This is a genomic window from Vreelandella sp. 21 (assembly GCF_050995515.1).
Lineage (GTDB): Bacteria > Pseudomonadota > Gammaproteobacteria > Pseudomonadales > Halomonadaceae > Vreelandella > Vreelandella alkaliphila.
In genome coordinates, this window is sequence record NZ_CP194673.1 from 3,709,148 (window position 1) to 3,724,569 (window position 15,422).

General features: G+C 53.9%; 12 protein-coding genes. 9 read left to right on the top strand and 3 right to left on the bottom strand.

What is annotated here, in order from left to right; all coding sequences use genetic code 11:
- Positions 1 to 10 precede the first annotated feature (10 nt).
- Together ACN06F_RS16790 and ACN06F_RS16795 are read right to left on the bottom strand one after the other, a co-directional pair.
- Positions 11 to 1,084, bottom strand: coding sequence for a TRAP transporter substrate-binding protein (locus ACN06F_RS16790; protein WP_433924369.1), 1,074 nt, complete (start codon positions 1,082 to 1,084; stop codon positions 11 to 13).
- A gap of 358 nt (positions 1,085 to 1,442) precedes the next feature.
- A complete protein-coding gene (locus ACN06F_RS16795; protein WP_038479112.1) occupies positions 1,443 to 1,931 on the bottom strand; it encodes a MarR family winged helix-turn-helix transcriptional regulator in 489 nt (162 codons plus the stop codon).
- 479 nt (positions 1,932 to 2,410) lie between these two features.
- Between ACN06F_RS16795 and ACN06F_RS16800 the strand changes: the two genes are divergently transcribed.
- The 7 genes from ACN06F_RS16800 to ACN06F_RS16830 all read left to right on the top strand — a co-directional run bounded on the left by ACN06F_RS16800 (position 2,411) and on the right by ACN06F_RS16830 (position 9,828).
- A complete protein-coding gene (locus ACN06F_RS16800; RefSeq protein ID WP_038479115.1) occupies positions 2,411 to 3,379 on the top strand; it encodes an MBL fold metallo-hydrolase in 969 nt (322 codons plus the stop codon).
- A 75-nt stretch (positions 3,380 to 3,454) separates the two neighbouring features.
- Entirely contained in the window at positions 3,455 to 5,185 is a 1,731-nt protein-coding gene (locus tag ACN06F_RS16805; RefSeq protein WP_433924370.1) for an FAD-dependent oxidoreductase, read from the top strand.
- The gene (locus ACN06F_RS16810) at positions 5,172 to 5,369 is read left to right on the top strand and encodes a DUF2783 domain-containing protein (RefSeq protein ID WP_433924371.1); all 198 of its coding nucleotides are present in this window, start codon (positions 5,172 to 5,174) and stop codon (positions 5,367 to 5,369) included. The genes ACN06F_RS16805 and ACN06F_RS16810 overlap by 14 nt, the downstream gene beginning before the upstream one ends.
- Positions 5,370 to 5,470: 101 nt before the next feature.
- On the top strand, positions 5,471 to 6,778 hold the full coding sequence (gene hmgA / locus ACN06F_RS16815; RefSeq protein WP_433924372.1) for a homogentisate 1,2-dioxygenase: 1,308 nt from the start codon (positions 5,471 to 5,473) through the stop codon (positions 6,776 to 6,778).
- Between the two features lie 36 nt (positions 6,779 to 6,814).
- Complete coding sequence (locus ACN06F_RS16820; protein WP_264017486.1) at positions 6,815 to 7,834, top strand: fumarylacetoacetate hydrolase family protein; 1,020 nt, start codon at positions 6,815 to 6,817, stop codon at positions 7,832 to 7,834.
- A 36-nt stretch (positions 7,835 to 7,870) separates the two neighbouring features.
- Complete coding sequence (gene maiA / locus ACN06F_RS16825; RefSeq protein WP_433924373.1) at positions 7,871 to 8,515, top strand: maleylacetoacetate isomerase; 645 nt, start codon at positions 7,871 to 7,873, stop codon at positions 8,513 to 8,515.
- 122 nt (positions 8,516 to 8,637) lie between these two features.
- Positions 8,638 to 9,828 (top strand): multidrug effflux MFS transporter, encoded by a 1,191-nt coding sequence (locus ACN06F_RS16830; protein ID WP_433924374.1) that lies wholly within the window; start codon positions 8,638 to 8,640, stop codon positions 9,826 to 9,828.
- Positions 9,829 to 9,927: 99 nt separating this feature from the next.
- Here ACN06F_RS16830 and ACN06F_RS16835 read toward each other — a convergent pair whose 3' ends face one another.
- Positions 9,928 to 13,458: an indolepyruvate ferredoxin oxidoreductase family protein gene (locus ACN06F_RS16835; protein ID WP_433924375.1), complete on the bottom strand. Its 3,531-nt coding sequence runs from the start codon at positions 13,456 to 13,458 to the stop codon at positions 9,928 to 9,930.
- A 177-nt stretch (positions 13,459 to 13,635) separates the two neighbouring features.
- On the opposite strand from ACN06F_RS16835, the gene ACN06F_RS16840 reads away from it, so the two are divergent.
- Both ACN06F_RS16840 and ACN06F_RS16845 read left to right on the top strand, forming a co-directional pair.
- Entirely contained in the window at positions 13,636 to 14,118 is a 483-nt protein-coding gene (locus ACN06F_RS16840) for an Lrp/AsnC family transcriptional regulator (RefSeq protein ID WP_433924376.1), read from the top strand.
- Between the two features lie 230 nt (positions 14,119 to 14,348).
- On the top strand, positions 14,349 to 15,404 hold the full coding sequence (locus ACN06F_RS16845) for a TRAP transporter substrate-binding protein (protein ID WP_433924377.1): 1,056 nt from the start codon (positions 14,349 to 14,351) through the stop codon (positions 15,402 to 15,404).
- The last annotated feature ends 18 nt before the right edge of the window (positions 15,405 to 15,422 follow it).

Sequence of the window (15,422 nt, forward strand, 5' to 3'; positions counted from 1 at the left end):
CAGTGGGGATTTACTTTGCGTCGTCTGGTACTAATTCGTCTGGCACTAGACTGCTAACGCTCTCTTCTTCCGCTGCAGCAACGAGTTGCTCACGATAGAACTCGATAGCGGCCATCGCATCCACGTTACGGTTCTCTGAAACAGACTCAGCCCACTCAGCAATCATGCTGTCACTCATGCTTTTCAGCGTATTGAGATCTTCGTCACCGAGTTTGGTAAAGGTATGGCCAAGCTCTTCGGCAAAGTCGACGCCCCGGACATCCACGACATCCATCATGTAACCGAACAGACGCGACAAGCGCTCACCAGAGACGGATTCAACGGCTTCACGATCTTCGGGCGACATTTCATCCCAGATCATCGGGTTGACGACGATAGTGAAGCTGCCGCGGTAGAAACCGCCGTCTACCGTGAGGGTGTAGGGGAAAATCTCTGCGACACGGAAGCTGCGCAGCCCTTCAGGAACAAGCATGGCCCCATCGATGACGCCCTGAGAACCTGCTTCATAAACGCCTGTGGGCGGCAATGCGACACCGGTTAGCTCTAGGGCATTGGAGAGATCGCCCATCACGCCACCGCCAACCCGAATGCGCTTACCTTTAAGGTCTTCTAAGGTTTCATACTGCTCGCTGCTGAAGATCCAGCCAGGCCCGTGGACACCGGCAGCAACAACATCTACACCACGGTGTTCACCAGCGGCTTCCAGGTACTCTTGATGCGTATGCCAATAGGCACTGGAGGCATTTTCAGATGAAAACTCTTGAAAGGTGGGAAACTCCGGCAGCTTGGTTAACTGAAAGCGGCCAGTGTTATAGCCGTGAAAAACCCAGGTAGCATCAGCGATACCATCGGCGACCATCTCCATTTGTGACGCTGGGGGTCCCATATCATGTATCACGTCTACGGTTACGCGACCTTCTGTTGCCTCTTCAATCCACGCTTTCCACGTAGGCCATACAATGGTGTTGATGCCGTGATTAGGGCCCGCCCAGGTACTCACGGTGATGGTCGTTTGCGCCAAGGCGGTGGTGCTCAGCGTTGCAGCGGCGATAGCGCCAATCATCAGGTTTGTTGTTTTATTCACTTTTCTTTCCTCTGGTCGTCACGAAGTGGAAGCGCAAAACATGATACTTTATTTTTATCTTTTACAAATCTAGTGAATCACGTTATTTATCACAATGCCTGCAGATACGTGGATCATGCAACGACCCATCGACTAATAGATGTTAATACTTAAGTATTAATCTTGATATAATTATTAATTTACAAATAGTTATATAAAAAATGGCCGCCTTCCTAAGTCATTACCAACGGCTATTAGAAGATCATTTAGAGCCCATCTTTTGTTACAAAAATCACATCATTATTGATATCAATGACACGCCTCTGACGGAATATGGGCACTTTCTACTATCTTGGCTGGTCTTTCCTGTGTCTCGCTTTTAACCAATTCTCTCCAACTGGCGCTCAAGCTTGCGCATGGTATTGAGCAAGTCACGATATTCGCCAACGCTTAGGGTCGATACCAGATCGGCTTCCCACGCCTGAGCTTCAGGTACTAACTTATTAAGCAGCTCTTGCCCTGCATCTGTCAGATGTAGGTCATGCAGTCGCTGGTCTTGCTGGGATGGCATGCGGCTTATCAGTCCACGTTCTTCCAGCGACTGAATAGCCCGAGACACGCGTGCCTTATCCATATTGGTGTAGGCACACACCTTCTTAGCGGTTAAATCATCACAGTGGCTAAGCCACGCAAGTACACGCCACTGGGCAATGTTGAGCTCATAAGACTCGGCATATAGCTTCTCTAACGCCTGACTGATGCGGTCAGCTAAGCGGTTAAGCTGATAGGGTAAAAATTGGTTGAGATCCAGCTCTGCCCTGGCTGAAGACTCCTGAGGCGCATCGCTTGCGGCTTTATCCATCGTCATTGTGTTTCTCCTAGAGCCACCGTTTAATCAGGGGTGGTGATGATAAAAATCAGCACCATAGCTGGGAATATGGGCACCAGCAACGCGCCTATCATACTGACCACCTTGAGGAAGAGAGTCCTCTTAGCTCCATCCAATAACGCTGTTTCGAATAAAACGACTCACCGTTTACTCGCCTTTATCAAACAAAAATGTCATCAGCGTTAGGTTGCCAACGCTCAGGGCAAGCCCTGTCAGAATAAGCCAAAACAGTGCCGACAGATACTCTCTCTTGCAACTAATTTGCCGATTTTAATTATTATACTTAGGTATTATCTTGCAATAATCATCTGATTTATTGAGAGTTATTGTCTAATTCATGCATAAGGACGCCTGGCCCGCCTATGGAGTGCTGGACATTTAGTTTCATTAGAAACTATCCTCCTAACATACAACATTCCAATAAACACCTGAACCACCCTGTTAGCACCGGAGATACCATGAGTAAGAAATTCGCGTCCCATGCCGATACCGAAGAGAAACAGATCAGTTTCACCAAGCTGGCAGAGGGGCTCTATGCTTACACGGCCGAAGGTGACCCCAATACGGGCATAGTGATTGGCGATGACAGCGTAATGGTCATCGACACCCAGGCAACCCCCATCATGGCCCAGGACGTTATCCGCCGTATCCGCGAGGTAACTGACCTACCGATTAAGCATGTGGTCATGAGCCACTACCATGCGGTGCGTGTACTTGGGGCTTCTGCATATAACGCTGAGAATATCTACGCAAGCCAGAATACCTATGACCTAATTGTCGAGCGTGGCCAGCAAGACTATGAATCAGAAGTCGGCCGCTTCCCGCGCCTGTTCAAAGGGGTCGATTCTGTCCCTGGTTTAACCTGGCCAACTACTGTCTTCCAGGAAAAACTGACCGTCTTCATGGGTGAGCGCGAGGTACAGATCATCCACCTGGGCCGCGGACACACCAAGGGCGACACCATCGTCTGGTTACCGAAAGAAAAAGTGATGTTTGCCGGTGACCTCGTTGAGTATGGCGCTACCCCATACACCGGCGATGCTTACCATGAGGACTGGCCTACAACACTTGATCGCTTACAGGCCATGCAGCCCCAGAAGCTCGTTCCCGGCCGTGGCGATGCGCTGCAAACTGCCGAACAGTGCCAGGAAGCCATTCAAGGCACCCGCGACTTCTTGAATGATATGTATGGAAGCGTCAAAGCCGGTAAGGCGGCGGGTAAATCACTCTCCGAGTGCTACGCAGAGACCTACGCGGTTCTGAAACCGAAGTATGGCCACTGGGTCATCTTCGATCACTGTGTGCCTTTCGATATCACTCGCTGCTATGACGAAGCAGGTGGCGAATACCCTGATCCACGTATCTGGACAGCAGAGCGCGATACCGCTATGTGGCACTCCCTGCAGGACGCCGTCGAAAATCAGTAAGTGCTTACTAGAGACACCCACTGATCATGCCCAGCTGTCGGGTGTAATGCACCCGACGCTGTAGGGGAGCAATAGATGCCAACAACCTATAAAAATCCTGTCTATCCTTACCGACGCCCGTCTGAACTTGATGTTCAAGACGTTCGCCATTACCCAGTGGTGATTGTCGGTGCCGGACCTAGCGGCCTCGCTGCCGCCATCGATCTGGCTAAGCAGGGCATTCACTCAATTGTCCTGGACGATAACAACACCGTTAGCGTGGGGTCGCGAGCGCTATGTTTTGCCAAGCGATCACTGGAAATTATTGACCGCTTAGGGTGCGTCGAGCCGATGCTTGAAAAAGGCGTCACTTGGCAACATGGCCGCGTTTTCTTTCAGGATCGTGAGGTCTATGACTTCAACCTGCTGCCAGAAGATGGCCACCGCATTCCCGCCTTTATCAACTTGCAGCAGTATTACTTTGAAGAGTTTCTGGTCAACCGCGCCCACGACTTTGCTAAGCAAATTGATCTTCGCTGGAAACATAAGGTCATTGATGTCGATGCTCAGCCTGACAGCACCGCCCTCACAGTCTCGACTCAGGATGGTGATTACTCGCTGACCTGTGACTATCTGCTTGTCTCGGATGGTGCCAACAGTCGCATCCGCGACATGCTCGGCCTTGAGTGCAAAGGCCAAGTATTTCAAGACCGCTTCCTGATCGCTGATGTGGTGATGAAGGCTGACTTCCCGACAGAGCGCTGGTTCTGGTTTGATCCGCCCTTCCATCCCAACCAATCGGTGCTGCTGCACAAAGAACCAGACAATGTGTGGCGTATCGACTTCCAGCTAGGCTGGGACGCTGACCCGGAAGAAGAAAAGAAAGAAGAGAACATTCGCCCACGCGTGCAGGCGATGCTTGGCCCGGACGTTGAGTTTGAGCTTGAGTGGGCCAGTGTCTACACCTTCCGCTGCCGTAAGATGGATAACTTCATTCATCACAGCGTGATATTTATGGGCGACGCCGCTCATCAGGTATCCCCCTTTGGTGCCAGAGGTGCCAACGGCGCCCTGCAGGGGGTGGAAAACTTAGCCTGGAAACTGGCGCGTGTTCTCAAAGCCCAGGCGCCGAAAACACTATTGTCCACGTATAACACCGAGCGCCAGCACGGCGCGGCAGAAAACCTGCTTAACTCTACCCGTGCCACTGACTTTATTACCCCGAAGAGCCATATCAGCCAAGTATTCCGCGATGTGACGTTGGAACTGGCGGAGAAACATGCCTTCGCACGTAGCCTAGTCAACAGCGGCCGCCTTTCCATGCCGTGTCGCTATGACAACTCACCGCTTAATACACCTGATGTTGATGGTGGCCCAAGCGAGGTGCGCCCTGGCAGCCCAACCAAAGACGCGCCTATTCGATTAGGCGAACAGAACGCCTGGCTACTCAACCAGTTTGGCGATGGCTTTACGTTGCTGCTTGACGGCCGCGTTGAGGATGAACATGCCGCCACATTATTCAAAGACCTGGGTGTCCTGCTAGACCGCTGCTTTGATATAAACCTAGTGATCGTTGGCCCCACGCCACATGCGCTTAGCACGCTACCGCGTACTACCGTTATAAACGATACCCAAGGATTAGTGACGCAACGCTACGGCCTGAAAGCAGGTGCCGGATACCTTATCCGTCCTGACCAGCACGTTGCTGCTCGCTGGCACGCTATTACTGCCCACCAGGTTGAAGACGCATTATACCGCGCGCTAGGCGTTTATCTTGCGGGTACCGCTGACACTACCTTTCAGGAAAGCTGCCATGCCAAAGCTTGAATTAAATCCCAACTTCACTGACCCGGATGCTTTTTACGCGGCACTCACCGCGCTACATCGCGACCGCAGCGAAGCCGAAAGCGAACGCATCAATGCCCGCCTGATTCTGCTACTGGCTAACCACATCGGCGATCAAACCGTGCTCGAAGAAGCAATTTCCCATGCGGTTGGTGATGGCGATTAATCGCCGCTTCTTAGATCTATAAAAAGATAGGTTTATAAATAGATAGGTTTAACAAAATACAGATTTAACAAAATAACGTTCAAATAAAGCAGGCCTTAACAATGACTGAACAATTGAAATATCAAAATGGCTTTCATAACCACTTTTCAAGCGAAGCGCTGCCGGGTGCACTGCCGATTGGGCAAAACTCACCGCAAAAGTGCGCTTACGGCTTATACGCAGAACAACTCACTGGTTCCGCATTCACTGCGCCCCGGCATCAAAACTTTCGTAGCTGGCTTTACCGCATTCGCCCTTCGGTTGTTCAGAGCGCGTATCAGCCACTGGAAAATAACAACGTACACACAGCCCCGCTAGACAAGCCCGCAGCGGACCCTAACCAAATGCGCTGGGATCCCGTTTCGATACCGGATGCACCGACTGATTTTATTGATGGTTTATTCACCATTGCGGTCAACGGGGATGCGGGAACCCAAGCTGGCGTGGGCGTACATGTCTATACGTTCAATGAAGACATGACCGAGCGGTTTTTCTACAACGCTGACGGGGAACTGCTCTTCGTTCCGCAACTGGGTGCAATTCGTCTACGCACCGAGTTTGGTGAACTCGAGGTCGATAACGGTGAAATTGCCGTTATTCCACGTGGCGTGAAATTCCAAGTGCGCAGAGCTCAGGGTGTTGACGCTGCACGGGGGTATATTTGCGAGAACTACGGCAGTCCTTTAGAGCTACCCGGCCTCGGCCCCATCGGGGCTAACGGTTTAGCCAACCCGCGTGACTTCCAAAGCCCCGTGGCAGCCTATGAAGACCTGGAAGGCGACTACCGCTTAGTGGCTAAGTTCTCTGGTCGTTTCTGGGAGACAAAGCTCAACCATTCACCGCTAGATGTGGTGGCGTGGCACGGCAACTGTGCGCCGTATAAATATAATCTCGCTAATTTTAACACCATCAATACGGTGAGCTTCGATCATCCAGATCCGTCAATCTTCACCGTATTAACGTCCCCCTCCGATACGCCGGGAATGGCCAATCTTGATTTTGTCATCTTCCCGCCGCGCTGGATGGTTGCCGAGAACACCTTCAGGCCGCCATGGTTCCATCGCAACCTGATGAGCGAGTTTATGGGGCTTATTCATGGCGAATACGATGCGAAAGCGGAAGGCTTCACTCCAGGTGGTGCCAGCCTGCACAATTCAATGTCACCACACGGCCCGGATGCTGAGACATTTGAAAAAGCTTCCAACGCTGAGCTGAAGCCACAGTTCCTGGGGGATACGCTAGCCTTCATGTTTGAAAGCCGCTACTTCTTCCACCCAACCCCTGCGGCTCTGGATGCTGACTTCCGCCAACGTGACTATGTGGATGTTTGGTCAACGCTGCGTTCGCACTTCAACCCAAACCAGCCCTAAAACTTATCGCCCCCTGACGACAAGGATTGAATCACCATGAAACTTGCAACACTTAACAAGGGCCGCGACGGAGAACTCATCATTGTTTCTCGCGACCTTTCCCGCGCGGTAAGCGCTGCTGATATTGCGCCCACACTTCAGTCGGCTCTTGAAAGCTGGGAAGCCGTTAGCCCGCAGCTTGAAGCACGCTATGCGCAACTAAACAGTGGCGACGCTGAAGGTGCTTTTGCGCTTGACCAGAGTGCCCTGCACTCCCCGTTACCGCGCGCCTACCAGTGGGCTGATGGCTCCGCCTATCTAAACCATGTCCAACTGGTACGCCAGGCACGTAACGCCGAGATGCCCGAAACCTTCTGGACTGATCCGCTCATGTACCAGGGCGGTAGCGACTGCTTCCTGGCACCTACCGAAGATATCGAAGCGGTGAGCGAAGAGCATGGCATCGATTTTGAGGGCGAAATCGCCGTCATTACCGATGACGTGCCGATGGCTGTAACGCCCGAGGAAGCCGCCAAGCATATTAAGCTAGTGATGCTGGTTAACGATGTCAGCCTGCGCGGCCTCATTCCAGGCGAACTCGCTAAAGGCTTCGGCTTTTTCCAAGCCAAGCCTGCCTCTTCTTTTTCGCCCATCGCGGTGACCCCCGATGAGCTGGGCGATGCCTGGCAGGATGGCAAGGTACACCTACCGCTGACCGTGCACCTGAATGGCGAGAAGTTTGGCGAGCCAGAAGCGGGTCCCGATATGATTTTCAGCTTCCCGCAGCTGGTTGCCCATGCGGCCAAGACCCGCTATCTCGGCGCGGGCGCGGTCATTGGTTCGGGCACTGTTTCCAACCCAGACCCGGATGGCGGCCCTGGAAAACCAGTGGCTGACGGTGGCGTCGGCTATAGCTGCTTGGCCGAAGTGCGCATGGTCGAGCAGATACTGTACGGCCAGGTGAAAACCCCCTTTATGCGCTTTGGTGACCGGGTACGCATCGAGATGTTTGACCGCGATGGCAACAACCTATTCGGTACCATCGATCAGCAAGTCGTAAAGTACCAGCCCAAATAAAAAGCAATATGAGAAAGACAACATAAGGAAGGCAACATGACGACGCTCTACGGCTATTTCCGCTCGTCGGCTGCTTACCGGGTGCGGATCGCCTTAAACCTGAAAGGCCTGGACTACGACCAGGTTCCGGTCAACTTGGTGAAAGGCGAGCAGCGGGGTGGCGAGCATCTAACTCGCAACCCTCAGGGGATGGTGCCTAGCCTGGTACTGGACGATAGCTCAGTAGTTAACCAGTCGCTGGCGATCTGCGAGTATCTCGATGAGGTACACCCAGAGCCTGCGCTGCTACCGGCTGATGCCTTAGCGCGCGCAAGGGTTCGTGCGCTTGCCCTGTCGGTGGCTTGCGAGATTCACCCACTCAACAACCTGCGGGTGCTCAAGTATCTCGTCAATGAACTGGGGGTGGATGAGGCGGCCAAGTTAGCCTGGTATCGCCATTGGATTACCGAGGGCTTCGCAGCCCTGGAAGCGACGCTCTCTACTGACCCCAGCAGCGGCGAATTTTGCCATGGCGACACTCCAACGCTTGCGGATATCTGCCTGATTCCCCAGGTGTATAACGCAGAACGCTTCGAGTGCGATTTGTCAGCCTACCCGACGATCCAGCGCATCGCTGCCAATTGTCGTTCGCTGCCAGCCTTCGAAAAAGCCGCCCCCGGAGCACAGCCTGACGCCAACTAAGCTGAAGCCAAGTCAAATTAAGCTATACTAAGCAGGCTAACATAAGCGGGCGTCTTTCCACTCGGGAAGGCGCCCGACTCGTGTCCGAAGGGGCATCACATCCAACCAAAAGGAGTTAAGGGGTGCTAAAGCTGCCCTCTACCGCCACCGTCATAGCTCTCGCCGCGGTGACTGCGCTTGGCCCGCTGGCGACGGATATGTACTTGCCAGCCATGCCCGCCATGGCAGAAGCGCTGAATACTGGCCCAGACCGAATACAGCTGACCCTTAGCCTCTATATGGCTGGATTCGCTCTGGCCCAACTATTGTGCGGGCCAATCTCTGATCGCTTTGGCCGCCGACCGGTGATGATCGCAGGGTTATCGCTGTTTCTCGCTGCGAGCCTACTGTGTGCCTGGGCGCCGAGCGTTGAGTGGTTGCTGGCAGGCCGCTTTCTACAAGCCTTCGGCGGTGCTGCTGGACCGGTATTAGCACGGGCATCGGTGCGTGATATTCATGGCCCTATCGAGGCTGGGCGCATTCTCTCTTATATGGCAAGCACGATGGCCCTCGCCCCTGCTCTGGCCCCTGTGGTGGGCGCAGGGTTACTGCTGTTTTTTGGCTGGGAATCGGTGTTCGTGGTGCTGGCGCTCTACGCGGCAGTGATGCTGGCGGTGCTGATATTTATGCTACCCGAGCCGTTGACGAAGGAGCGACGGCAATCGATCCACCCGAAAACAGTACTGGCTAACTTCCGCTTACTACTGACTCAGCGTGCCTTTATCGGCTACACCTTGGTGAATGCGGCCGCGTTCTCCGGGCTATTCGCGTACCTTTCTGGCTCATCTTTTGTCCTCATCGAGTACCTCGGTGTCGCGCCCACGTTGTATGGCGTGCTGTTCACGCTGATTGTCGCGGGCTTCTTCGTCGGTACACTGGTCAGCGGCCGCTATAGCCACCGCTTGGGTCGTGATCGTCTTATCACTCTGGGCAGCGTAATTTGCGCAACTGGGGGCGTCGTCATGGCGAGCTTGGCTGCCGTTGGCGTTCATCATCCGTGGGCGGTGGTGGGGCCGCATATGGTGTTCATGCTGGGGGTAGGCATTTTGATGCCACAAACAATGGCCGGTGCACTGGCGCCCAACCCTCAATGTGCAGGCGCGGCGTCTTCGTTGTTTGGTTTTCTGCAAATGACGATTGCCGCTGTGGTAGGTGGGTTAGTCGGGCAATTCCACGACGGCAGCTCGCGCACCATGGCCTTGACGATCGGACTGATGGGGCTACTCGCCCTGCTAAGCCACTGGCTGCTGGTACGCCGCCGAAAAGAGACGTAGTTGAATCACTGTATCACTACCTATCAAAAGGCCACGCATCGCGTGGCCTGATGAAAACTTTTTAAAAGCGCTTTCTAACACGATCAGCAATAACCCGCCTCAAGCAGCTTCGACAGCGATGGTCTTCGAGCGGCCTTCACGTAGCTCCTTCAACAACGTCTCGCGGCGCTCGTTAGCTTTCTCAGCGGCAGCTTCACGGACTGGCCCGAAACCACGAATTTCTTCTGGCAGCTTAGCAAGCGCTATGGCCGTGGCGTGATTCGTGCCATCAAGACGGGCCACTAACTCATCAATCAACTGCTCGTAGCCAGCCAATAAAGCGCGGTCGAGCTTGCGATCAGCGCTGAAGCGGAAAGGGTCAAGCGCCGTGTTACGCAAACCGCGCATCTTGGCCAGCGCGCCCATTGCCTTCAGCACCCAAGGGCCAAAACGGCGCTTCACCGGACGCCCTTGGGCATCTTTACGACCACCTAGCAGCGGCGGTGCCAAATGGAAGGTTAGCTGGTAATCACCCGAGAACGTTGCTTTGACCTCATCCAGAAACTCGCTCTGGGTATAAAGGCGCGCCACTTCATACTCATCTTTATACGCCATCAAACGATAGAGCTGATAGGCGACGGCTTCACTCAATGATTGGCCACCGTTCAGCGCGGCTTCGGCCTCACGCACTTTCGTTACCTGAGTAACGTAACGCTCAGCCCAGGCACGGTTCTGATAGCGCTCCAGGTGGCGACTATTACGCGCAACCACGTCGTCCAGTGTGGCATTCGCGGACAGCGGCATCGTGTCCAGATGCTGCTGAAGGTAGTCGGGCTCCACTGCTGCCAAGCGGCCCCAGGCAAATGCCTGACGGTTCTTCTCCACAGCGACGCCGTTAAGTTCCAGAGCACGCTGCAGCGCAGGTTCAGAAAGCGGCACCAGCCCCTGCTGCCAGGCAAATCCCAGCATCATCATATTGGAAAATACCGTATCGCCTAGCAGCTGCTCGGCTAGGCGATTGGCATCCAGGGAAGCAAAGCGTTCATCTCCTACCGCTTCACGCAGCATGTTAAGGCGTTTGCTGGGCTGCATATCCGCATCGCGATAAAGGACATAATCCGCCGTGGCTAGCTCGGCCAGATTCGCCACGATACGCGTGGTCGGCTGCAGCACATTCAGCGCTTTCTGCGAACTGGCCACGACCATATCGCAAGCGATCATCGCATCGGCCTGACCGACTTCGATGCGTACCTGATTCAGTTCACTGGGCTGAGATGCCAGACGCACATAGCTAAGTACTGCCCCGCCTTTTTGCGCAAACCCCATAAAGTCGAGCACGCTGCTGCCCTTGCCTTCCAGGTGGGCTGCCATGGTGATCAACTGCCCAACGGTCACAACGCCTGTGCCGCCAACGCCCCCCACCAGCAAGTCATAAGGAGCCGCCAAAGGGGCAATAGCAGGGCTAGGCAAATGCGCTATACGTTGCCAAAAGGCGTTATCGGCAGCGACCCCTTGGCCTTTACGCAGCCCGCCACCTTCAACAGTGACAAAACTGGGGCAAAAACCACTGACGCAGGACATATCCTTGTTGCAGGATGACTGATCGATTTTGCGCTTGCGGCCTAGTTCGGTCTCGCGAGGCACCACCGATAAACAGTTGGACTGTACGGAGCAATCACCACAACCTTCACAAACATGATGGTTAATGAACACTCGGCGGGCGGGGTCTTCCATCAAACCACGCTTGCGCCGACGGCGTTTTTCAGCCGCGCATGCCTGGTCATAAATCAACACAGTGCAGCCAGGAATTTCGCGCAGTTCACGCTGCAGCGTGTCCATCTCTTCGCGCCCGTGGAAGGTCACCTGCTTAGGAAATTCTTTTTCATGACCACGGTATTTTTCGGGCTCATCACTGACCACCACTACCCGACGAACGCCTTCATCCAGCGATTGCCGAGCAATCATCGGCACGTTGATTTGCCCATCCACAGGTTGACCGCCCGTCATGGCAACCGCGTCGTTGAACAGGATTTTATAGGTAATATTGACGTTGGCAGCCACTGCCTGACGCACCGCCATCGAGCCCGAGTGAAACCAGGTGCCTTCACCTAAGTTCTGGAAAATATGGCCATTGCCGGTAAAGCGGCTCTTGCCCACCCAGTTAACGCCTTCGCCACCCATCTGAATTAACGATTCGGTGCTGCGGTCCATCCACGAGGCCATAAAATGACAGCCGATCCCCGCCAGGGCTTTACTGCCTTCCGGCACCTTGGTCGAGCTATTGTGCGGGCAACCGGAGCAGAAATACGGCATGCGGCGTACACCACCGAGCTCTTTAACGCCGGCTTGGCAAGCGTCAACGGTTGCCAATTTGTCGCTAAAATCAATTTTGAAAAAGCGCGCTAGACGCTCTGCTACAAAGCCTGCCAAGAGACGCGGGCCCAGCTCTCCAACAAACGGAATCAGCGGTTTGCCAGTTTCATCCTGCTTGCCGGTCACGATGACCTCGCCTGGATGGTCGGGTTCCGACATGTACTCCTTCAACTGGCTTTCAATAATGCCGCGCTTCTCTTCAATGACCAGCACTTCGCGCTTGCCATGAATAAACTCAAGAATGCCGGGGCGATGGAGCGGCCACACCATCCCGACCTTGTATATTTCTACCCCCAATTCGCGCAGCTTCGCTTCATCCAGCCCCAATAAACGCAGCGCCTCAAGTAAATCCAGGTGGCCCTTGCCTGTGGTAACTAGCCCAAACGTCGCCTGTTCTTGGCGAAATAAATACTGATCAATCGGGTTGGCCGTGGCAAACGCCTGAACGGCGACCAGCTTGTGCTCAAGCCGGGTCTCAAGTTGCGGCCCCGGCAGGTCAGGCCAGCGGTAGTGCAGCCCACCTTCCGGCATTTCAAAATCCGGCGTTACATATTCCGGCAAAGGTGGCACCTCTACCGATGCGCCGCTCTCTACGGTTTCAGAAACGGCTTTGAAACCCACCCAGCAACCCGAGAAGCGTGAAAGTGCATAGCCCCATAGCCCAAAGCGTTCGTATTCCGCCAATGATGCAGGGCTTACAACCGGCATAAACCATGCCATGAAAGCGACATCCGACTGGTGTGGCATTGAGGATGACACACACCCATGGTCATCACCCGCGACCACCAGCACACCGCCAGTCGGTGAGCTACCGTAGGCATTACCGTGCTTTAACGCATCGCCCGCGCGGTCAACGCCTGGCCCTTTGCCGTACCACATACCGAAGACACCTTCGACTTGTCGCTCAGGATCTGTCTCCACCTGCTGGCAACCAAGCATCATGGTGGCAGCCAAGTCTTCGTTAATCGCAGGGACAAAATCGATGTGATGCGCTTCCATAGCGGCTTTCGCCCGCCAAATCTCTTGGTCTACACCGCCTAATGGCGAGCCACGATAGCCGCTGATGAGCCCTGCCGTTTGGCGGCCACTGTGGCGATCAAGCTCGGCTTGGCGTAAGGCGATGCGTACCAATGCCTGGGTGCCGGTTAGAAAGACGCGACCTTCTCCGCGGGTATAGCGGTCAGCCAATGCATAGTCATCAAGAGCATCGTTATCAAGAGCAATGTCGAGAGGCGGGGTAATAGAACCCGCCTGCTCAGCGGTTGAGGGGGTTGTCATGAGAGATCACCAGTACGGTTGAAGAGTTATGGTTGTAATACGCTTGAGTCTAGCCAAGAGCGCACTAAAGGTGCTTGCTAATTCACTCTTCAAAAGCTTGGTTATTAATCATTACTTTCATTTTTTTAGTTTTGACGCAATGATATTCAACAAACCACAAATAAATGAAATGGCACTATGAAAGAAACAACCAAAGAAATTACCTTAGACAGACATGATCAGCGCATTCTTACCCTGCTTCAGCAACAGGGGCGTATTACCAACAATGAGCTTGCCGAGCAGATCGGGCTCTCCCCCGCCGCCTGCTGGCGACGCGTAAAAGCCCTAGAGGAGAGTGGCGTTATCCGCCGCTTTGCGGCGTTGGTGGAACCCAGCCTAGTGGGCCAGCCACTGTCGGCACTGGTCATGGTGACGTTGGTTCGCCACCACATCGACAATACCGTCGAGTTCGAAAATCGCATTCTGCAATATCCAGAAGTGCTGCAGTGCTATGCCACCACCGGCAACGCTGATTTCGTGCTGCGAGTGGTGATTGAAGATATGGCGGCTTATGACCGATTTCTGAATGAAAAACTCTTCACCTTGGACGGTATCTCACAGGTCAGCTCCAATTTCGTGCTGCGCAATATCAAAGAAGAGACCGCTATCCCGATTCGTTGAATCAGCCGATTGAGACCACCAAGCCTTACTGCCCGTTAGAACGAGCCTCCAAAACTTCAAAATTAAGACTTAAGTATCAACTCAACCAACTTTAAATTAGTTGCTATTGAAACTATCTAGAGGCAAGGTAAGCGTTGTGATTTACGCCTCCTGAGAAGGCGCCACTTGCTCGGTGTTAGGCGTTACCAATAACAACACAGACGTTAATAACGTCGTTTTGGAGTTTCCGCATGAAACAACCAGCTCGCTTACTCGTGGGTGCGATCGCGCTTTCCAGCATGGCGTTCAGCATGTCTTCATTTGCCCAGGCAACGATCACCGTGAGCACGTGGGGTGGGCCGAATCACGGGATTAATACCATTGTTTGGCCGACCTGGAAGGCGTGGATTGAAGAAGCCACTGATGACCGTGTCACGGTAGAAGTGGTGCATGACATGGGGCCTCCTCCCGCACAAATGGAGATCGTTGCTGATGGTATTGCAGACGCCAGTTGGATTTTTCACGCCCATATGGCGGGACGTTTTCTAGCCACGCAGCTACCTGAATTCCCTACCTTTGAGGAGTTCTCTTCAGAAGATGCCTCTGCGGCCTATTGGCATACCCACCAAGAGTATTTGCAGCAAGCCAATGAGCACCGTGGTGTTGATGTCGTTGCGATGGGCGTACATGGGCCAGGGCAAATATTTACCCGTGACCAAATAAGCTCCATCGATGAGCTTGCTGGCAAACGGCTGCGCGTGGGCGGCGGAGTGATGAGTGGCTTAGCCGAGGCAATGTCGGTAACCGGTGTCTCCATTCCGCCCACAGGCACCTACGAAGCGGCATCCCAGGGCGTTGTTGACGGCGCGATGCTAACGCTTGAGAGCTTGCGCAGCTTCCGCGTGGCTGAAGTTGCCCCGCACACCCTTACCGTAGACGGCGGTTTCTATCGCGGCAGCTTTGCGATTGTTATGAACCCGATGTTCTGGGACCAAGTGTCGGACGAAGACCGCGCGGCGATTGAAAGCGTATCGGGTGAGCGGCTTTCACGCTTGTTTGGCTACATGATGGATATTTCCGACCAGCGCGGCGTTGAATTTGGTGAAGAGAATGGCGCCACCTTTACCCAAGCATCGGAACAAGACATCGATTACCTGAGGGGCGTTGCAAGCAACTTACAAGATGCCTGGAGTGAGTCGATAAAGAGTCGTGGTGTTGACGCGCCTGCCGCACTTGCCTTCTTTCATGAGCAGTTAGTCAATGCAGCGGCCGAAGAGCGTATCGAAGCGAGTGTTGTTAATCACTGAGCCGCTTGATTAGATGCT